Source organism: Actinophytocola sp. (assembly GCF_035942955.1).
Lineage (GTDB): Bacteria > Actinomycetota > Actinomycetes > Mycobacteriales > Pseudonocardiaceae > DASYTH01.
Genome location: NZ_DASZCQ010000147.1, coordinates 1 through 18107 on the forward strand (window position 1 = coordinate 1; position 18107 = coordinate 18107).

The 18107-nt window shown below is 70.5% G+C and carries 18 protein-coding genes, 1 tRNA gene and 1 pseudogene; 7 read left to right on the plus strand and 13 right to left on the minus strand.

Going from position 1 to position 18107, the window contains the following annotated elements; translation table 11 throughout:
- A pseudogene (locus VGX25_RS14725) lies at positions 1-347 on the minus strand (hypothetical protein); the annotation flags it as partial.
- Positions 348-398: 51 nt separating this feature from the next.
- Here VGX25_RS14725 and VGX25_RS14730 point away from each other — a divergent pair.
- On the plus strand, positions 399-896 hold the full coding sequence (locus VGX25_RS14730; RefSeq protein WP_326918340.1) for an inorganic diphosphatase: 498 nt from the start codon (positions 399-401) through the stop codon (positions 894-896).
- Between the two features lie 28 nt (positions 897-924).
- On the opposite strand, the gene VGX25_RS14735 is transcribed toward VGX25_RS14730, so the two are convergent.
- The 5 genes from VGX25_RS14735 to VGX25_RS14755 all read right to left on the minus strand — a co-directional run bounded on the left by VGX25_RS14735 (position 925) and on the right by VGX25_RS14755 (position 6002).
- Positions 925-2523, minus strand: coding sequence for an MDR family MFS transporter (locus VGX25_RS14735; RefSeq protein ID WP_326918341.1), 1599 nt, complete (start codon positions 2521-2523; stop codon positions 925-927).
- Positions 2523-3047, minus strand: a complete 525-nt coding sequence (locus VGX25_RS14740) for a MarR family winged helix-turn-helix transcriptional regulator (protein ID WP_326918342.1) — start codon at positions 3045-3047, stop codon at positions 2523-2525. Before VGX25_RS14740 ends, VGX25_RS14735 begins: the two co-directional genes overlap by 1 nt.
- A 505-nt stretch (positions 3048-3552) precedes the next feature.
- Positions 3553-4815, minus strand: coding sequence for a serine hydroxymethyltransferase (gene glyA, locus VGX25_RS14745; protein WP_326918343.1), 1263 nt, complete (start codon positions 4813-4815; stop codon positions 3553-3555).
- 10 nt (positions 4816-4825) lie between these two features.
- Entirely contained in the window at positions 4826-5269 is a 444-nt protein-coding gene (locus VGX25_RS14750) for a 50S ribosomal protein L11 (RefSeq protein WP_326918344.1), read from the minus strand.
- A gap of 208 nt (positions 5270-5477) precedes the next feature.
- Entirely contained in the window at positions 5478-6002 is a 525-nt protein-coding gene (locus VGX25_RS14755) for a gamma carbonic anhydrase family protein (protein WP_326918345.1), read from the minus strand.
- 22 nt (positions 6003-6024) lie between these two features.
- On the opposite strand from VGX25_RS14755, the gene VGX25_RS14760 reads away from it, so the two are divergent.
- On the plus strand, positions 6025-7011 hold the full coding sequence (locus VGX25_RS14760; RefSeq protein WP_326918346.1) for a TIGR03617 family F420-dependent LLM class oxidoreductase: 987 nt from the start codon (positions 6025-6027) through the stop codon (positions 7009-7011).
- Here VGX25_RS14760 and VGX25_RS14765 read toward each other — a convergent pair.
- Genes VGX25_RS14765 through VGX25_RS14775 form a run of 3 tightly spaced genes read right to left on the minus strand, consistent with a single transcriptional unit; the run spans position 6983 to position 9028 of the window.
- On the minus strand, positions 6983-8137 hold the full coding sequence (locus VGX25_RS14765) for a serine hydrolase domain-containing protein (protein WP_326918347.1): 1155 nt from the start codon (positions 8135-8137) through the stop codon (positions 6983-6985). The two genes, VGX25_RS14760 and VGX25_RS14765, sit on opposite strands and share 29 nt — an antisense overlap.
- 36 nt (positions 8138-8173) lie before the next feature.
- Positions 8174-8647: a MarR family winged helix-turn-helix transcriptional regulator gene (locus tag VGX25_RS14770; protein WP_326918348.1), complete on the minus strand. Its 474-nt coding sequence runs from the start codon at positions 8645-8647 to the stop codon at positions 8174-8176.
- Positions 8648-8665: 18 nt separating this feature from the next.
- Positions 8666-9028, minus strand: a complete 363-nt coding sequence (locus VGX25_RS14775) for a DoxX family protein (RefSeq protein WP_326918349.1) — start codon at positions 9026-9028, stop codon at positions 8666-8668.
- A 187-nt stretch (positions 9029-9215) separates the two neighbouring features.
- Between VGX25_RS14775 and VGX25_RS14780 the strand changes: the two genes are divergently transcribed.
- A complete protein-coding gene (locus tag VGX25_RS14780) occupies positions 9216-9995 on the plus strand; it encodes a hypothetical protein (RefSeq protein WP_326918350.1) in 780 nt (259 codons plus the stop codon).
- Here the strand turns inward: VGX25_RS14780 and VGX25_RS14785 are convergent, their stop codons facing one another.
- The gene (locus tag VGX25_RS14785; RefSeq protein ID WP_326918351.1) at positions 9996-10343 is read right to left on the minus strand and encodes a DoxX family protein; all 348 of its coding nucleotides are present in this window, start codon (positions 10341-10343) and stop codon (positions 9996-9998) included.
- A 56-nt stretch (positions 10344-10399) separates the two neighbouring features.
- Here VGX25_RS14785 and VGX25_RS14790 point away from each other — a divergent pair, with 56 nt between their 5' ends.
- Positions 10400-10972, plus strand: coding sequence for a TetR/AcrR family transcriptional regulator (locus VGX25_RS14790; protein ID WP_326918352.1), 573 nt, complete (start codon positions 10400-10402; stop codon positions 10970-10972).
- Between the two features lie 752 nt (positions 10973-11724).
- Positions 11725-12057: an integrase gene (locus VGX25_RS14795; RefSeq protein WP_326918353.1), complete on the plus strand. Its 333-nt coding sequence runs from the start codon at positions 11725-11727 to the stop codon at positions 12055-12057.
- Between the two features lie 56 nt (positions 12058-12113).
- Here VGX25_RS14795 and VGX25_RS14800 read toward each other — a convergent pair.
- Positions 12114-12187: transfer RNA gene (locus tag VGX25_RS14800), tRNA-Thr, on the minus strand.
- 77 nt (positions 12188-12264) lie between these two features.
- Here VGX25_RS14800 and VGX25_RS14805 point away from each other — a divergent pair.
- Both VGX25_RS14805 and VGX25_RS14810 read left to right on the plus strand, forming a co-directional pair.
- A complete protein-coding gene (locus VGX25_RS14805; protein ID WP_326918354.1) occupies positions 12265-13833 on the plus strand; it encodes a hypothetical protein in 1569 nt (522 codons plus the stop codon).
- 25 nt (positions 13834-13858) lie between these two features.
- A complete protein-coding gene (locus tag VGX25_RS14810; RefSeq protein WP_326918355.1) occupies positions 13859-14533 on the plus strand; it encodes a CPBP family intramembrane glutamic endopeptidase in 675 nt (224 codons plus the stop codon).
- On the opposite strand, the gene VGX25_RS14815 is transcribed toward VGX25_RS14810, so the two are convergent.
- A complete protein-coding gene (locus VGX25_RS14815; RefSeq protein WP_414635807.1) occupies positions 14530-15747 on the minus strand; it encodes a DNA polymerase III subunit delta' in 1218 nt (405 codons plus the stop codon). The genes VGX25_RS14810 and VGX25_RS14815 overlap by 4 nt on opposite strands.
- Positions 15747-17909, minus strand: coding sequence for a bifunctional MFS transporter/dTMP kinase (locus tag VGX25_RS14820; protein ID WP_414635806.1), 2163 nt, complete (start codon positions 17907-17909; stop codon positions 15747-15749). Before VGX25_RS14820 ends, VGX25_RS14815 begins: the two co-directional genes overlap by 1 nt.
- Positions 17910-18107 lie beyond the last annotated feature (198 nt).

Below are 18107 nucleotides of genomic sequence, written 5' to 3' on the forward strand. Positions count from 1 at the left end.
ACCAGCAGCAGGGCGGCGATCACGATCAGCGCGGTGCGCCGGCGGCGCGGCGGCGCGGCGAGATCCTCGGCCCTGGTGGGCGGTTCCGGCTGGGGTCCGACGCGTTGCGGTGCGGCCCTCGGCGGCTCGGGCGGCGGCCACTGCGGGGGCTGCTTCGGCGGCGGAGGTGGCGGGGGCGGCGGGGGCGGCACCTCGAGCCGGCCGATGATCCGGGTCTGCTCCGCCGGGGGTGGTTGGGGAAGGTGGGTGGTCCGCGCCTCGACCGGCGGCTCGTCGTCGTCGACCACCGGCCAGAGCGCGTCGGCGTCCGGCGACCGCCCGCTGCCGTCCTGACCGTGTTCTGGCACGTGGTCCACACTAGTGAGGTCTTCCGACGAGCCGACACGAGCGAGGACCGCGTGGAGTTCGACGTCACGATCGAGATTCCCAAAGGGAACCGCAACAAGTACGAGATGGACCACCGGACCGGGCGGCTGCGGCTGGACCGGACGCTGTTCACCGCCACGCAGTACCCCGCCGACTACGGCTTCGTGGAGAACACCCTCGGCGAGGACGGCGACCCGCTTGACGCGCTCGTTCTGGTGCAGGAGCCCACGTTTCCCGGCTGCCTGATCAAGTCCCGGGCCATCGGCATGTTCCGGATGACCGACGAGAAGGGCGGCGACGACAAGGTGCTGTGCGTGCCGGCGGAGGACCCGCGCACCGAGCACCTGCGCGACATCCACCACCTCGCCGAGTACGACCGGCTGGAGATCCAGCACTTCTTCGAGGTCTACAAGGACCTCGAGCCCGGCAAGAGCGTCGAGGGGGCGACCTGGGTGGGCCGGGCCGAGGCGGAGGCCGAGATCCTGCGCTCGTACCAGCGGCTCAAGGACGCCGGCGGCCACCTCCCGTGACCGCCGGCGTCCTCATCTCCCACCTCGGTTAGTTCACGGCGGCCGGCGTCGCCTCGGCCACCACCCCGTCCTCGTCGTTGCGCCGCTCGATGCCGGACTTCATCGACAGCGGGACCTCCTTGAGGAACCAGATCAGCGCGAACGCGACCAGGATCACGACGCCGCCCACGGTGAACACCACGTCGATGCCGTGCGAGAACGCGTCCAGGATCGGCCGCTTCTGCTCCGGCGACATCGCGTTCAGGAACGACGTGTCGTTCAGGTCGAGCCCGGCGCCGCCCCGCGCGAACCCGGCGAGCCGGTCGATCACGACGGTGAACAGCATGGACAGGAACACCGCGGTGCCCACCGTTCCGCCGATCGACCGGAAGAACGTCGCCGAGGACGTGGCCACGCCCATGTCCTTGGGCGGCACCACGTTCTGCACCGACAGCACCAGCGTCTGCATGCACAGGCCGAGTCCGCCGCCGGCCAGCGTCATGATCACCATGGTCCACCACAGTGGCGTGTCCGTGCCGATCTGTCCGAACAGGAACATCGCGGCGGCCACCAGGCCGAGGCCGATGACCGGGAACACCTTGTAGCGCCCGGTCCGCGCGATGATCCGGCCGCTGGTCATCGCCGCGGTCAGAATGCCGGCCGTCATCGGCAGGGTGAGCAGGCCCGCCTCGGTCGGCGACGCGCCCTTGACGATCTGCAGGTACAGCGGCAGCGACATCATCATGCCGAACATGCCGAGACCCATGATGAAGTTGATCACGTTGGACAGCGAGAACACCGAGAAGCGGAACAGTCGCAACGGGATCAGCGCCTCGTCACCCATCCGGCTCTCGGCGAACACGAACGCGGCGATGCCGATCGCCCCGATCAGGTACATGGTGAGCGCGGCGCCGGAACCCCAACCCCACTCGCGGCCCTGCTCGGCCACGATCAGCAGCGGGACCAGCCCGGCGGTCAGGGTCGCCGCGCCCCAGTAGTCGATCCGGTGGTCCACCTTGCGGTGCGGCAGGTTCAGGTTCCGGAAGACCACGATCAGCCCGACGATGCCGACCGGGATGTTCACCAGGAACACCCAGCGCCAGCCGGCGATCCCGGCGAAGGTGTCCACGCCGGCGAAGAAGCCGCCGACCACCGGTCCGATCACGCTGGACGCGCCCCACACCGACATGAAGTAGCCCATGTAGCGGCCGCGCTCCCGCGGCGACACGATGTCGGCGATGATCGCCAGCACCAGCGACATCAGGCCACCGGCGCCGAGCCCCTGCACCGCGCGGAAGGCGGCCAGCTCGTACATCGACTGGGAGAACCCGGCCAGCACCGAGCCGATGAGGAACAGCCCGATCGCGGCCATGTACATCGGCTTGCGGCCGTAGATGTCGGAAAGCTTGCCGTACAACGGGGTCGAGATCGTGGAGGTGATCAGGTAGGCGGTGGTCACCCAGGCCTGGATGGTCTGGCCGTGCAGCTCGTCGGCGATCGTCTTGGTCGCCACACCCATGATCGTCATGTCCAGGGCGGCGAGCAGCATGCCGAGCATCAGCCCGGAGATCACCAGCAGGATCTGGCGATGCGACAGTGCCGCGCCGCCCTGTGGTGGCGCCACGGCTTGCGAGGCCGGTTCTGACATCAGTTCTCCCCTTCGGAACGCGCCGGTGGAGCGCATTCACTGATCAATGTCGGCAGATACTTCTCGTGGTCGCCGACGAAACGCTCAAGCAGCTCGACGAACCGGTCGAGCTCCTCGGAAGGCCAGTGCCGCAGCATCCTCGCCAGCGACAGGGCCATCCGCTTGCGCTGCTCCTCCAGCAGCGCCAACCCTTTCGGCGTGGCGGCCAGCAGGCTCGCCCTGCCGTCCTCCTGGTCCGCCCGGCGCTCGACCAGGCCGTCGCGGACCAGCGCGGCAACCTGCCGGCTGACCGTCGACGGGTCCGAGTGCACCGCCGCCGCGACCGCGCTCGACCTGCTCGGACCCATCCCCGCCAGGGTCTTCAGCAGAATGAGGGCCGACCGGTCGAACCCGCCGACCTTGCTCATCCGAGCGCCGATGCTCGCCTGCTGCTTACCCAGCGCGAACATAGCGCTGGTCAACCGCTTCGCACACTCGATTTGCCGCTCGGTCAGCTCCCCGACCCGCACACTCTGCGCAACCATCACGGCACTTCCTGTTTGCTTGCATCATCCAACTAGTTGGTCCATACAAGCATGCACAGCCCGGCCCCCATCCCGCAACCGATTAACGCTGTGGTTCAAGCCACGATGGAGACCCGCTCAAGCGCCGAACCAGCCGAAGCCATCCGCCCATGCCGCCAGCCAGTCCCACTCCACGGCAAGCCGCTGCGGGAACCCCTGACCCCGACCGCGACCCCCAGCGTGTCCCGCGCTCAGATCGCCGTATGACGCCTCCGCGTAGATCAAGTATGCGGGCTCTGCCGCCACGGGACTCCGAAGCACAGGGATCCGCCACGACCTCCCCGGCCGAAGGCCAGTGCCAGTGGATCTTGCCGCCATACCCCAGCCAGCCCCCACCCCGTCCTGGGTGGGGGGCGGGTTCGTGGGCCAGTTTACCGGCAGCAACCAACCGTTGATCTTGGTTGTGGGGTGGCTGTGGACAAGTGGAGGTCTGTGGACCGTGGGGGCCTTGCGCGGTGCGGGCGGGTCAGGCCCAGCCGGGCATGGGGTATGCGGACAGCAGGTCGCGGACCTCGGCGGCGATCTTCTCGATGGCGGACTCGTCGCCGGCTTCCGCGGCCTGGACGGCGCGGTCGATCCACTCGGCGACCTGGGCCATCTGGTCGGGGCGCAGGCCGCGGGTGGTGATCGCGGGGGTGCCGAGGCGGATGCCGGACGGGTCGAAGGGCTTGCGCGGGTCGAACGGCACGGTGTTGTAGTTGAGCTCGATGCCGGCCCGGTCGAGGGCCTGCGCCGCGGGCTTGCCGCCGATGCCCTTGTTGGTCAGGTCGACCAGGATCAGGTGGTTGTCCGTGCCGCCGGACACCAGGTCGAAGCCGCGGTCGAGCAGAGCCGAGGCGAGCGCCTTCGCGTTGGCCACGACGCCGGCGGCGTACTCGGCGAACGACGGCTGGGCTGCCTCGGCGAGGGCGACGGCGATGGCCGCGGTGGTGTGGTTGTGCGGGCCGCCCTGCAGGCCGGGGAACACCGCCTTGTCCAGCGCCTTGGCGTGCTCGGCGTCGGACAGGAGCATCGCGCCGCGCGGACCGCGCAGGGTCTTGTGCGTGGTCGTGGAGATGACCGGGGCGTGCCCGACCGGCGACGGGTGGGCGCCGCCGGCGACCAGCCCGGCGATGTGCGCGATGTCGGCCACCAGCACCGCGCCGGCCTCCCGGGCGATCTCGGCGAATGCCGGGAAGTCGATCGTGCGCGGGATCGCCGTGCCGCCGCAGAAGATCAGCTTCGGGCGCTCGGCCAGCGCCAGGTCGCGGACCTCGTCGAGGTCGATGCGGCCGGTGTCCTTGCGCACCCCGTACTGCACCGAGCGGAACCACTTGCCGGTGGCGGACACGTTCCAGCCGTGGGTCAGGTGACCGCCGGCCGGCAGCCCCATGCCCATGATCGTGTCGCCGGGGCTGGCCAGCGCCAGGTACACCGCCAGGTTCGCCGGCGAACCGGAGTAGGTCTGCACGTTGGCGTGGTCCACCCCGAACAGCGCCTTGGCCCGCTCGACGGCCAGCGACTCGATCGGGTCGATGTACTGCTGGCCCTCGTAGTACCGCTTGCCGGCGTACCCCTCGGAGTACTTGTTGGTCAGCACGGTGCCGGTCGCCTCGAGCACCGCCGTCGACACGTAGTTCTCCGAGGGGATGAGGCGCAGCTTCTCGTACTGGCGCCTGGCCTCGCCCTCGATGAGCGCGGCCAGCTCGGGATCGGCGGCGGACAGGTGCGGGATGCCGGGCTCGTGCATGCCCCAAACCCTAGTCGCCCCCGCTGGAGAAGCCATCGTCGACCGATACGCCCATCGACCGCGCCGTTCCGGCCACGATCCGCATGGCCGCACCGACGTCGTCGGTGTTCAGGTCGGGCAGCTTCCGCTCGGCGATCGCCCGCAGCGCCGAGCGGCTCAGCGTCCCGGCCCCGGCGTGTCCCGGCCGCTCGGATCCCTTGCCGCCCACCGCCTTTCTGATCAGGAACGAGGTCGGCGGCGTCTTGAGCCGCAGCCCGAACGACCGGTCCTCGAACACCGTGACGACGACCGGCACGACGTCGCCGCGCTGCCCGGCGGTCGCGGCGTCGTAGGCGCGCTTGATCTCGACCAGGTTCACCCCGGTCTGGCCGAGCATCTTCCCCAGCTCCATCATCGGCGCGTCGCCCGCCGTGAGCTGCATCGTGACCTGGAACGTCCGCTTCTTCGGTGGCATGCGCCGGGACGTTATGAGTTGACGCAACGGAAGACTCAAGGCGAAATCGCCCATGATCGCCCGGCCGACGGATCGAGTTCCACGAGGGCAGCGCGTTCGCCGGCCTGCGGGGCGGCGGAACCCTGAAGGCGTGGCGGGGCAAGGGGATCTACCGGGCAACGGTGGCGTACGGGCTTGGTCCGGCTCACCGCCACGGTCCCGTACCGGTTCACTCCGCGATGAGCCGGCTGCCGGCCTGGTGGCGCTTGGCCAGCTCCTGGTAGATCGCGGCGTTGTTGTCGACCCAGAGCTTGGCCGAGTCGGACAGCGGCACGTGCTTCTTGGCCGGCGAGCCCATGGCGACCACCTCGTCGGGCACCTCGGCGCCCGGGGTGACCGTCGAGCCGGCGGCGACCATCGTGCGGGCGCCCACCCGCGCGCCGTCCAGCACGGTCGCGCCGTTGCCGACGATCGCGTGCGCGCCGATCGTGGCGCCGTGCACCATGCACAGGTGGCCGATGGTCGCGCCGGGGCCGACCTCGCAGCCCTGCCCGTCCACGTGGATCACCGAGTTGTCCTGGACGTTGGCGCCCTCGCGGACCACCACGGATGCGAAGTCGGCCCTGATCACCGCGCCGTACCAGATGGACGCGTTGGCCTCGACGACCACGTCGCCGATCAGCGTCGCGGTCGGCGCGATCCACGCGTCCGGGTGAACGATCGGGCGTTTGCCCTCGAACGAGAACAGTGGCATTGCCCAACAGTAATGTTCGAGCATGAAACTGGACCGGGGCGGCTACCCGGAGACCCTGCGCATGGCCGCGGACGAGGCCGTGACGGCGGAGGCGGCCGGGTACGACGGCGTGTGGGTGCCCGAGACCCGGATCGATCCGTTGCTGGCGCTCACCGTCGCGGCCGGGCGGACCGAGCGGATCGAGCTGGGCACCGCGATCGTCGTCGCCTTCGCCCGCAGCCCGATGACCGTCGCCATGGCCGCCAACGACCTGCAGTTGCTGTCCGGTGGCCGGTTGCTGCTCGGGCTCGGCTCGCAGATCAAGCCGCACATCACCAAGCGGTTCAGCATGCCGTGGTCGAGCCCCGCGGCCCGGATGCGCGAGTACGTCCTTGCCCTGCGGGCGATCTGGCACAGCTGGGAAACCGGTGAGCGGCTGAACTTCCGCGGCGAGTTCTACACGCACACGCTGATGACGCCGTTCTTCAACCCCGGCCCGAACCCGCACGGCAACCCCAAGGTGTTCATCGCCGGCGTCGGCGAGCTGATGACCGAGGTCGCCGGCGAGGTGGCCGACGGCTTTCTGTGCCACGGCTTCTCCACCGAACGCTACCTGCGCGAGGTGACCGTGCCCGCGCTGCAGCGGGGCCGGGCCAGGGCCGGCAAGACCCTGTCCGGCTTCGAGATCAGCGGACCGTCGTTCGTCGCCACCGGCGCCACCGGGCGGGAGATCGCGTCCGCTGTGGACGCCGTCAAGCGGCAGATCTCCTTCTACGGCTCGACTCCGGCCTACCGCAAGGTGCTCGAGCTGCACGGCTGGGGCGACCTGCAGGACGAGCTGACCGCGCTGTCCAAACGCGACGGTTGGGACCGGATGCCGGAGCTGATCGACGACGAGGTGCTGCACACGATCGCCGTCGTCGGCGAGCCGGAGCCGGCCGCCGCCGAGCTCAACCGGCGCTACGGCGACCTCGTTCAGCGCCTGACCGTGCCGGACATCCTTACAGGCAGCCGAGTGTGGCGTCGATGAGCGCCTTGGACCGCGGGTCGACGACACCGCCCGGCAGCATCTGGTTGACGACGTAGCCGAACGCCAGCCCGCGCTCGGGGTGGGCGAACCCGACCGAGCCGCCCAGCCCGTAGTGCCCGAACGAGCCGGCCCCGGCCATCGGCCGCTCCGGAAAGGACAGTTGAAAGCCCAGCCCGAACCGGCTGCCGAAGCCGATCACCCGGTCGATGCCGGTGGTCTGCTGAACCGTCGCCGCCGCAAGGGTTTCCGGCCCGAGCAGCCGGACGCCGTCCACCTCGCCGAGGCAGGCGGCATACATCGCGGCCAGCGCCCTGGCGTTGGCGATGCCGTTGGCCGCCGGCAGCTGGGCCCGCCACAGATCCGGCTCGTTGATCACCCCGAACAGCCCGTTGGGGACGAGGAACGCCTTGTACGCCAAGCCGTTCGGGTCGAGCATGAGCGCGGTCAGCGGGTCGGGGGCGGCGCCGGGCGGTGGCGGGGGCGCCGGGATGAGCGGCGCCACCCGCGCCCGCTCCGCGTCCGGCAGCCCGACCCAGAAGTCGATCCCGAGCGGCTCGGCGATCTCCGCGGCCAGCAGCTGTCCCGGGCTCAGCCCGGTGACCCGGCTGAGCACCTCGCCGACCAGCCAGCCGTAGGTCAGGGCGTGGTAGCCGTGTGCCGTCCCCGGTTCCCAGTACGGCTCCTGCGCGGCGAGCGCGTCGACCATCGGGCGCCACCGGTAGATCTCCGGCATCGGCACCAGCCGCTCGACGGCCGGCAGCCCGGCCTGGTGGCACAGCAGCCACCGGACCGGCAGGGCCCGCTTGCCGGCGGCGGCGAACTCCGGCCAGTAGCTCGCCACCGGCGCGTCGAGATCGAGCTCCCCGCGCTCGGCGAGGCGGTGCGCGCAGATCGCCATGGCCCCCTTGGTCGCCGAGGCCACGATCTGCAGGGTCTGCCGGGTGTACGGGTCGTCGGACCCGGCGGCCACCGTGCCGCCGGCGAGATCCACCACCCGCCGGCCGTCGACGTACGCGCAGCACGACGCGCCGACCTCGCCGCGCCGGAAGTTCGCCTCGAACGCGGCCCGCACCGGCTCGAACCCCGGCGCCACCGTCCCGTCCACCCGCACCACGACCTCGGTCACGGCGCGAGTCTACGGACGCGGCAGGGGTGGAGCCGGCTATCCGGCGGGCTCGCGGCAGGTTGCGCCGATGCCCTCGGCGATCGTGGTGAGCATGTCGGCGAGCTGGCGGGTCTGGCCGGCGTCGAGGTTGGCGAACAGCGTCTCGCGCGCCTGGCACAGGTAGCCGGGTTTGAGCTCCTCCAGCAGCGCGCGGCCGGCCGGGGTGATCACGGCGATGGTGGCGCGGCCGTCGTCCGGGGATGGCCGCGGCTGGACGTAGCCGCGGTCGACCAGCTTGCGCATCCGGTGGCTGAGCCGGCTCTGGGACATGTTGGTGGCCTGGGCCAGGTCGGAAAGGCGCCAGCCGTCCTCGCGGATGGCCAGCGCCTGGAGCAGGACGAACTCGATCTGAAGCAGCCCGTGCCCGCGCACCGCGCGCTCCAGCTGCGGCATCCCGATCAGGACGATGCCGAGCAGCGCGGACAGCGCCCGGTCCTGGTCCACGGTCAGCGCGTACTCCTGCGACACCACCAGTCAAGTGTGCACCGTCTACAACGCGTACGGCCCGAACCGTCCCCACGCGATGAACACCGACAGCAGCAGCGTGACGACGCAGGCGACGACTCCGGTCCGGTCCCCGTGCCGCGCGTGCAGCGGGATCGCGCCGACCATGACGACGCCCGTGCCGACGGCCGCGACCGGGGTCAGCACCGGGGCGATGCCGGTGGCCGCCGGCAGGATCACGCCGGCCGCGCCGACCACGTCGACGACGCCCATGACCACCGACACCCGCGGCGACAGCAGGGGCGTCCGGCCGGCCGGCCGCGCGGCCGGCGAGCTGAGCTTCATCAGACCGGCCGCCAGGAACACGGCGGCCACCAGGCCCTGAGCGATCCACAGCACGACGTTCACCTGCGCCCCTCCAGTTACTTTAAGTTTAAAGTTCTTGGCCGGCATGCTAGCGCGGAGAAACTTTAAGTGTCAAGTAAATGGATTTGGACACTTTCCGGGAGGCCCCTAACTTTTCCGCCGGAAAGGGCGACGTACTAGCCACAAGCCGCCCGTATGGGCATCGTGATCACAAAGCCGGGAGACAGGCATGCGTTATCGACCAATCGACGGCGAGCCCGAGGATCGACGGTTCGGCCGCTTCATCCCCGATGACTGGCGGCACGTCGAGCGGTATCCGTTCACCGCGCTGGCGACCGAGGAACGGCCGAGCCGGCGGCCCGTCGTGATCGGCGTCAACTGGTACAAGGAGATGGACAACCCGCAGAAGGACGAGGCGTCCGGCGAGTACTTCATCGCGCGCGGCGGGGCGCAGTCGCTGACCAGGATTCGCGGTGGACACTGCGTGTGCCTTGAGCCCGGCGGCGAGCCGGACCGCGAAAAATGGCAGACCTTCTACGACCAGGGCCAGGAAGGTGCGTGCGTCGGCTTCGGGTGGTCGCGCTGCATGACGATCCTCAACGGCGGCCAGTTGTACGCCGCGCGCTGGTTGTGGGACCGCGCCAAGGAAGGCGACGAGTGGGGCGAGACCAACCCCGGTGACAACAACGGCACCTCCGTCCGCGCCGCCGCCGAGGTTCTCGTGGCCGCCGGCCACGTCGACTGGAAGCAGGCCTTCGCCGACGACGACCACCTCACCCGCGCGTCCTACCAAGCAGACCTCAAAGACGGCCTGCAGGTCTTCCGCTGGGCCCGCTCCGTCGACGAGGTCCACGAGGTCCTGGGCAACGAGCGCGCCGACACCCTCGGCGCCGTCCCGATCCTCAACTCCTGGGGCGCGTCCTACCCGCACCGCGTCTGGCTGCCCGACGACGTCCTCGACCGCCTGATCCGCGAAGACGGCGAGATCGCCATTCCCACCGACCGCTGATCAGACCGCGGCGAGCCGCAATACCAACGTGGCCGCACCCAATACCGCCAACAGGGCTGGTGTGGGCAGGTTCTTCGCATCCCTCGCCCGGATGTGGAAAATCATCGCGCCGGCGAAGTAGCAGATCACGCCGATCGCCGCCGCGACGCCGACCGGCGCCCACACCAGCCCGGCAAGCAAACCCGCCGCGCCGGCAAGCAGAACGACCGCCAGGTAGTTGAGCTTGTCCTCCGGCACGCCAACCCTGGCATAGCTGCGCACGACGCTCTCGTCGTGCGACAGCTTCCGCACGGCCGACCACGCCAGCAGCCCCGCCAGCACGACCGTCACCACCATGACCGCGAACACGCCGCCGAATCTATACAAATGTACAGATTCCGGCAAGCCCTGCTAAGAAGACCTCCATGAGCCCCCAGCGCAGCAACCGCTCGGCGCTGATCGACGGCACCCTCCGCTGCCTGGAACGCCTACCCCCCGAACGCATCACCGCCCGCGCGATCGCCGAGGAGTCCGGCGCCAACCTCGCCTCGATCACCTACCATTTCGGCTCCAAGGACAACCTCGTCACCGAAGCCGTCATCGAAGGCCTCGACCGCTGGCTCGCCGACATCACCACGGCCTTGGAAGGCCTCACCGCCACCACCCCCGCCGCCCGCTACCGCGAGGCCTCCGCCATCATCGAAACCACCCGGCCCCACCACACCGGCCTAGCCCGCAACTTCGTCGGCGCCCTAGCCAAAGCTCAGCACGACCCCCGCATCCGAGCTCTGCTCGCCGCCGGCTTCCACCGCACCCGCCCCGCCATCGCCGAATTGCTCGGCCTAGGCTCCGACCAACCCGGGGTGGACGCCGCCGCCCTAGTCCTAGCCCTCTTCAACGGCCTCCTCTTCCAATCCCTCCTCGACCCCACCCTGACCATCGAAGGCCCCCGCCTCGACCGTGCCCAATCCCGCCTCCGCACAATCCTGCCCGAATAGGCACTCTCCTCGAATTCACACTTCGCCGATGTTCGGCCTCAGGCCATTGAATACTCGCATGTTGACTGGCATCCCGGTCGGCCGACTGCCAATCTTCACGTGCCCGTATCCCTTCACCGAGAGAATCCTTTCCCGATGAGTCCATGCCCAGGTCGAGTGCTTCGTGAATGGGCTCCTTGGACGCTATTTGTCGACTTCCTGGCGCTGCACGAAGGGACCTGCCTGCTGTCCTGAATCCTGTTCATGGCCGCAGTTGCCGTGCTATGCATTCTGGCATTTCGTATTCGTTCGCGTCGGCGGGTGGCGACTCAGGCCGAGGCCTGGGCGCGGCTCATTGAGATCAAGCGGTCTACGCCGGGTGCGCGTGGCCTGGATTATCGACGCCTACCAACACACGAACCGGAACTAAGGCAGTCATCAAGTGGGCGGACACCGGAGAGGAACAGGACAGTTGGTTTCGCGGCATGCGCGTGTGGAAGGCCAATGCGTTCCGTTAACCGGCAGTGATGGCTACGGCTGGCATCACGATACGAACTGCCGGTACATCGATCCCGACCATTTACTTGCGGTGACAGCAGGAGACGCACAAGCCTGCCACGAGCGACTGTACGGACGTAATGTGTAGGTTACAGTGCTAGATCGGCCAATATCGTCATCGGTCTTGCTCGTACTCACCTGGTCGCATGTTGACCTGGTCGGCAACCCGAATGCCACACACCGCCGATCCCGCCAACATCAAGGTCTGACGCTCGGTGCTCCGGGACGCAGCCGACCGGTACTGGCGGGAGCACAAGCTGGTGTTCCCGATACTGCTGGCCACCCAGCAAGACGACGCCAAGGTGCGGCGGGACTTCCGCAGGGTCATCGAGCCTGCCGGCCCGACCGGTAAGGAGCGCCCTCCCCGCCAGCTCCGACACAGGCTTGTCTCGCTGCTGTCCAACAACGGCGTGCCTGCTGAGCAGACCGCACGCCCGGTCGGCCACAGCGGCACGGTGGTCACCGAACTGGTGTACCGCAAGCAGATCCGGCCAGTGCTCGAGGACGGGGTGGACCGCATCTTCGGCACAGGAGACGAGGTGGCCTAGTCACTCGAAGACGCATCAGGCCCCGTCCATTCACTTCGGACGGGACCTGAGCTGCGAGCCGCCTGTCGGAATCGAACCGACGACCTGTTCATTACGAGTGAACCGCTCTGGCCGACTGAGCTAAGGCGGCGGGCTGGGTTCAAGTGTAGCCGGAGGGGTGGCGTCACTTGCGGGGGTTGGGGTCGTTAGGTCAGTGTGGTGCGGGTGATGCGAAGACGGCTGGGTTGGGTGGCGTTGCCGCTGGTGGGGGCCTTGGTGGGGCTGCCGGCGGGGGCCACGGCGCAGCCGGAGAGCAAGACCGTGGGGCGGGCGATCGGGGATGCGGGGACCGGGCTGGCGATCGTCAGGGTGACGCCGCAGGAGAAGCAGTCGGCGGTGGAGCTGGGGCTGGGGTTGGCGAGCGCGGAGGTGAACTCCGAGGCGGCGCGGGGGTTCGAGCGGGCGGTGGCCCAGGCGGCGCCCGGCGGGGTGAGCGGGCCGGAGGGGGTGCCGGAGACGCCCGGGACGCTGTCGCAGACGGCGCCGCCGGACAACAAGGACGCGAAGACCGGCGGGCTCAGGCTGCCGTCGTCGCCGTTGGATGCGCTGGTCAAGGGTGGGGCGCTGAACGGGTCGGCGCATGCGCGGTGGAGCGACACGCTGGGGCCGTGCGTGGGGACGATCTCGGATGCGAGCACCGAGCTGGCCAGCCTGTCGGTGCTGAACGCGATTCCGAGCCTGCCCAACGTCACCGACCTGAGCGGGCGGTTGGACGCGCCGAACGCCGACGCGCAGGGTGATCAGGCGATCGTGGACGGGATCAGGAAGCTGGCCGGGCCGCTGAGCACGCTGGGCGGGGTGCTGGCCGGGGCGGGCGGCGGCCAGGCGACCGGGTCGGTGCTGAGCCTGCCGAACACGATGTCCGTGCGGTCGACAGTCGGGCTGGTGGACATCCCGGGGTCGAAGAACAAGGCGGTGCAGTCGACGTCGACGATGCGGGTGGCGGCGATCAAGTTGCTGGCCGGCACGCCGTTCGAGATCTCGATCAACGTGGTGAGCCAGCCGACGCTGCAGGTCACGTCGACGGGCGAGGCGAAGACGTCCACCGTGCGGTACACCGCGCCGGTGCTCGAGGTGGTCCAGGGCGGGCGCGGCCTCGGCAGGCTGGACGCGGCGAACCCCAAGCTGGACATCCCCATCGGAATCCCGCTGGCCGGCGCGCCGGGGACGGGCAACCTGCCGATCATCGGCGATCTGCTGGCCAGCGGCCAACCCGTGGCCGACGCCGTCAGCCAGGGGCTGCAGAAGCTCGACCTCGGCGTGATCCGGCTGAGCATCGCCCAGCTCAGCGAGAAGTCCCAGGAGATGACCCAGCCGTTCAAGGGTTTCCAGCTCGCCGCCTCGGCCAGGATGCTCGATCTTCAGGTGCTGCCCACGGCCGCGCTGGGGCTGCCGAACCTGCCGTCGGCGCTGGCCCAGGTGTCGCTCGGCGAGCAGATCGCGCGCGCGTTCGCCCCGATGGGGGGCGTGGTCTGCGGGGCGCCCGCGCAGCCGGCCGCTCCCCCGGCGCCAATGCCGCAGGGCAAGGCGCCGACGAAGCTGGCGCACACCAGCGCGCAGTACCAGTCCGTGGAGATGTTCTGGACCGGCACCGGCATGCTCCTGCTCGGCGTGGTGCTGGTGGCCGCGTTCCCGGTGCGCCGCGAGCCGGTGCCGCAACCGGTGCGGAAACCGACGCCGTACCCGCGACAAGCTGAGACGGAGCCGAAGCCCTCTCAGGATGAGACGGACGGCTGACGCGCCCTTGGGTAGCGTCGATCGCATGCTGGTCGGCGAGCCCTCCCAGCCCGCGGTGGTGAGCCGGGCGCGCCAGATCTGGCTGCTCGTCGAGTACGGCGTGCTGTTCTTCGCGCTGGCCGGTGTCTACACGCTGATCGGCCACCCGGGCAGCCCGGTCCCGTTCCTGGTGCTCAGCGCGCTCGGAGTGGTGCTCTACCTGCGCTCGCGCCCGGACTTCGACCGGCGCGACTTCCTGCGCCCGCGCGCGATCCGCGGCCAGCTGCGGCCGGTGCTCACGCTGTGGGCGCTCGCGGCCGTCGCGGTGCTGCTGGCCCTGCTGATCCTGTCGCCCGGCCGGTTGTTCGAGCTGCCCCGGCGCGACCCGATCGTCTGGGTGATCGTGCTGGTCGCCTACCCGCTGCTGTCGGTGTACCCGCAGGAGCTGATCTTCTGCGGCTTCCTGTTCCACCGCTACGCCCCGGTGTTCGGCACCGGCAACGGCTTCGTCGCCGCCAGCGCCGCGGCCTTCGGGTTCGTGCACATCATCTACGGGCAGTGGCTGTCGGTGGTGCTGACCGTGATCCTCGGCGCGGTGCTCGCCCGGCGCTTCGCGCGGACCAGGTCGCTGGCCGTGGTGTGGCTGGAGCACGCGCTGTACGGGCTGCTGGCGTTCACCGTCGGGCTGGGCTCGTTCTTCTACAACGGCGCCGGAGACTAGCCGTAGTGCAGCGCCGTGAGCATGGCCTCGACGGCGATGCGGGGCTTGACGTTGAGCTCGATGGCTTCGCGGCAGGCGAGCACGGCTTCCAGGCGGCGCAGGGTGGATTCGGGGGTCCAGGCGGCGGCGGCCTTGGCGATCTCGGTGGCGTGGTCGGGGTGGTTGAGGGTGGCGCCGGCGGCGGTCGCGGTGACCAGGACGTCGCGGTAGAAGCCGGCGAGGTCGACGAGGGCGAGGTCGAGGGCGTCGCGTTGGGTGCGGGTGGCCCGGGACTTCTGGCGGCGCTCGAGCTCCTTGATCGCCGCGGCGCTGCCCCGGGTGGCGGCGGCCGCACCCTTGCCGGTGCCGCCGTAGCCCATGGCGGTCTTGAGGGCCTCCTTCTCCGCCTCGTCGCGGGTGCCGCTGACCTCGGTCGCGTCCGCCTCGGCGGTCTTGACCAGGTCGTCGGCGCAGTCGAACACGTCGGACAGCCGGCGCAGGTGCAGCGGGATGCGCAGCACGGCGGCGCGGCGCTCGCGGGCCGCCTCGTCGGTGGCCAGGCGACGGGCCTTGCCGACGTGGCCGCCGCACACCGAGGCCGCCCAGCGCGCGGTGGCCTCGTCGAGCCCGTCGCGGGCCCGCAGCACCTCGGCGATGGCCGCGGGGGCCGGCGTGCGCAGGGCGATCGGGCGGCACCGGGAGCGGATCGTGATCGGCACGTCGTCCGGGTGGTCCGACGGGGCGCAGAGCAGGAACACGGTCCGCTCCGGCGGCTCCTCGACGGCCTTGAGCAGGGCGTTGGCCGCGCCCTCTGTGAGCCGGTCGGCGTCCTCGATGATCACGACCTGCCAGCGGCCGCCGGTCGGGCGGCGGGCCGAGGTCTGCACAAGGGCGCGCATCTCGGCCACCGAGATCGACAGCCCCTCGGGGACCACCAGCCGGACGTCGGCGTGCGTGCCGGCCATCGTGGTGCGGCAGCCGGGGCACTCGCCGCAGCCGGTGCCGGACGCGCACTGCAGCGCGGCGGCGAACGCCCTGGCGGCCACCGAGCGGCCGGAGCCGGGCGGGCCGGTGAACAGCCAGGCGTGGCTCATCCCCGCGCCGGAACCCGATTCGTCCACAATGGACTTGCCGGCCTCGGCGGCCGCGCGCAGCACCGCGACCGCCTCGGTCTGGCCCACTACTTGGAACCACACGCTGTGCCCGACCGCTCCGCTCCGCTCCGCGCTGTCGATCACTTGCTCTCCACCGGCTCCAGGTTGTCCTGCGGGATGAGGGCGGCCAGCCGCTTGCCGGCCAGGGCGGCCTGCACGGACGTGCGGACCCGCTCGGCGACCTCGTCCGGGTCGCCCTCGGCGTCGACGACGACGTAGCGGTCCGGGTCGGACCGGGCCATCTCGGTGAGCACGTGCTGGACCCGCCAGTGGTGCTGGGTGGCGTTGTGGCCGACCGACGGCATCGTGGCCGGGTCGCGGTCGAGCAGCACGGTGATGTCCGGGCGCAGCCGGGCGGTGGCCCAGTCGGCCAGGCCCTCCAGCTCGCCGGGGTCCATCCCGGCCGCGACCGACAGGTGGGCCAGCGGGCTGTCCACGAATCGCTCCATGACCACCAGCGCACCCCGGTCGAGCGCCGGGCGGATCTGCCGCTCCACGATGTCGGCCCGCACCGCGGCGGCGACCAGCGCGTGCGCCCTGGCCCCGGCCAGCTGCGCGCCGGCAAGCACGGCCTGCAGCCGGCGGTCGTCCAGCGCCGGATCGGTGGCCAGCAGCACCTCCTTGCGGCCGGGATGGCGCAGCCAGTCGGCCAGCAGGTGCGCCTGGGTGGCAGTGTCCTGCACGGTGTCGCCCTCGACCGCGATCAGCAGGCCGGTCGAGCGGCGCGGATGGCGCCGGATGGCGGCGACCAGGTCGGCCCAGATCGGCTCGGCGCGCCGGTCGTCCATCTGCCGGTAGGCGATCACCCCGACCAGCGCGGCGACCAGCCCGCCGACCAGCAGCACCGGCCGGGTGCCGTCGACGATCATGTCCCGGCCCCATGCGCTGACCACGCGCGGCTTGACCAGGCCGACCAGCAGCGGCACGGACGCGGTCACCCCGAACAAGATGATCTTCATCAGCGACTGGTAGACCGCGTTGATCCGGCCCCGGACGGCGTCCTCCACCTGCGAGCCGATGATCGTCACACCGGTCAGGAACGCCACCCCGGCGCACGCGCCGACCAGGGCAACGGCGATCAGCGACACGGCAAGGTGCGGCGACAGCGCCACCAGCGTGAGGATCAGCCCGGCAAGGACGATGGCGATGCCGAACAGCCGGTTGTGCGGCAGCCGGACGGCCAGCTTGGGCGACATGGCCATGCCGGTGCCCAGCCCGACGAACAGCGCGACGAACAGCATGCCGAACGCCGAGTCGCCACCCTGCAGGCTGTTGGCGTACTGCTTGGCGGTGCCGATCACCGCTCCCCCGGCGGCGAACGCCCCGACCATGCCGATCAGCAGCCCGCGGACCAGCCGGGTGCTGCGGATGAACCGCAGCGCGTCGCGCAGCATGGCCAGCAGGCCCGGCCGCTGCTCCTCCGCCGGCCGGGCCACGCCGGTGCCGGCCGGCGGCGCGGCGTCCGCCGGCTGCGGCTCGGGCCGCACCCGGCGGGACAGCTCGGGGATCCGGGTGACCAGGATGGCGCTGGTCAGGTACAGCAGGCCGTTGATCACTACGATGATCTTGGCGATGTTCAGGGCGACCGCGTCGGTCTGGAAGTCCAGGGTGGTGCCGATGCCGGTGACCAGGGAGTACAGCCCGGCCGCTGTGACGACGGCGAGCCCGTAGGTCATCACCATGCCGAGCTGGTTGGCGGTCTCCACCTGATCGCGGCGGCGCAGCAGGTTGGGGACCGCCGCCTCCTTCGACGGGATCCACAGCATGGCGCAGCTGCCGATCAGGAAGTTCGCCACGAACAGCCACCAGGCCGTGCCGAGGATGGCGATCGAGCTGAACAGCGCGCAGCGGATCAGGTCGCAGACGACCATGACCTTGCGGCGGTCGAACCGGTCGGCGAACACGCCGCCGAGCGGGGCGAACAGCAGGCCGGGCAGCAGCTGGGTGAGGATCACGCCGGCGAAGGCGAAACTCTGCGCCTGGTAGCCCTCGGTCAGCTTGGTGACCAGGCCGGTGAGGGCGAGCAGGGATAACCAGTCGCCGATGCTGCACAGGTAGGTGACGCCCCACAGCCGGCGGAACGCCCGGATGGCCAGGACGCTGCGGGCGCGGTGCGTGATGGACGCGTTGGACGTGGCCGGCGTCCTCGACCAGCCAGTGGCGTCCACGTCCGAGCCCGCGCTGATGACCTCCACCCCTCTTCCAGCCCGGTCACCAGCGTAGCCGGGCGGACCGACAGGCATGTGCCGGCCGCCGAACTTCGGCGATCAGTTGAAGATCCCGCCAAGGGTCTCGAGCAGGCCGCTGATGATCGATATGACGATCCACAGGAGCACCGCGATGACCACGATCACCGCGCCGATGCCGCCGGCCGCCGCGCCCGGCTTGCGGCGCGGCGCCCACTTGGGCGGCGGGATGGGCGGCGACGGCCGGCGCGACCG

Excerpts from the sequence above, each read along its gene's own strand:
- VGX25_RS14760 (WP_326918346.1), top strand. The coding sequence starts at position 6,025 with ATGAAACTGGACCGGGGCGGCTACCCGGAGACCCTGCGCATGGCCGCG.
- VGX25_RS14820 (WP_414635806.1), bottom strand. The coding sequence starts at position 17,909 with ATGCCTGTCGGTCCGCCCGGCTACGCTGGTGACCGGGCTGGAAGAGGG.
- VGX25_RS14755 (WP_326918345.1), bottom strand. The coding sequence starts at position 6,002 with ATGCCACTGTTCTCGTTCGAGGGCAAACGCCCGATCGTTCACCCGGAC.
- glyA (WP_326918343.1), bottom strand. The coding sequence starts at position 4,815 with ATGCACGAGCCCGGCATCCCGCACCTGTCCGCCGCCGATCCCGAGCTG.
- VGX25_RS14735 (WP_326918341.1), bottom strand. The coding sequence starts at position 2,523 with ATGTCAGAACCGGCCTCGCAAGCCGTGGCGCCACCACAGGGCGGCGCG.
- VGX25_RS14740 (WP_326918342.1), bottom strand. The coding sequence starts at position 3,047 with ATGGTTGCGCAGAGTGTGCGGGTCGGGGAGCTGACCGAGCGGCAAATC.
- VGX25_RS14805 (WP_326918354.1), top strand. The coding sequence starts at position 12,265 with ATGCGAAGACGGCTGGGTTGGGTGGCGTTGCCGCTGGTGGGGGCCTTG.
- VGX25_RS14810 (WP_326918355.1), top strand. The coding sequence starts at position 13,859 with ATGCTGGTCGGCGAGCCCTCCCAGCCCGCGGTGGTGAGCCGGGCGCGC.
- VGX25_RS14780 (WP_326918350.1), top strand. The coding sequence starts at position 9,216 with ATGCGTTATCGACCAATCGACGGCGAGCCCGAGGATCGACGGTTCGGC.
- VGX25_RS14790 (WP_326918352.1), top strand. The coding sequence starts at position 10,400 with ATGAGCCCCCAGCGCAGCAACCGCTCGGCGCTGATCGACGGCACCCTC.
- VGX25_RS14750 (WP_326918344.1), bottom strand. The coding sequence starts at position 5,269 with ATGCCACCGAAGAAGCGGACGTTCCAGGTCACGATGCAGCTCACGGCG.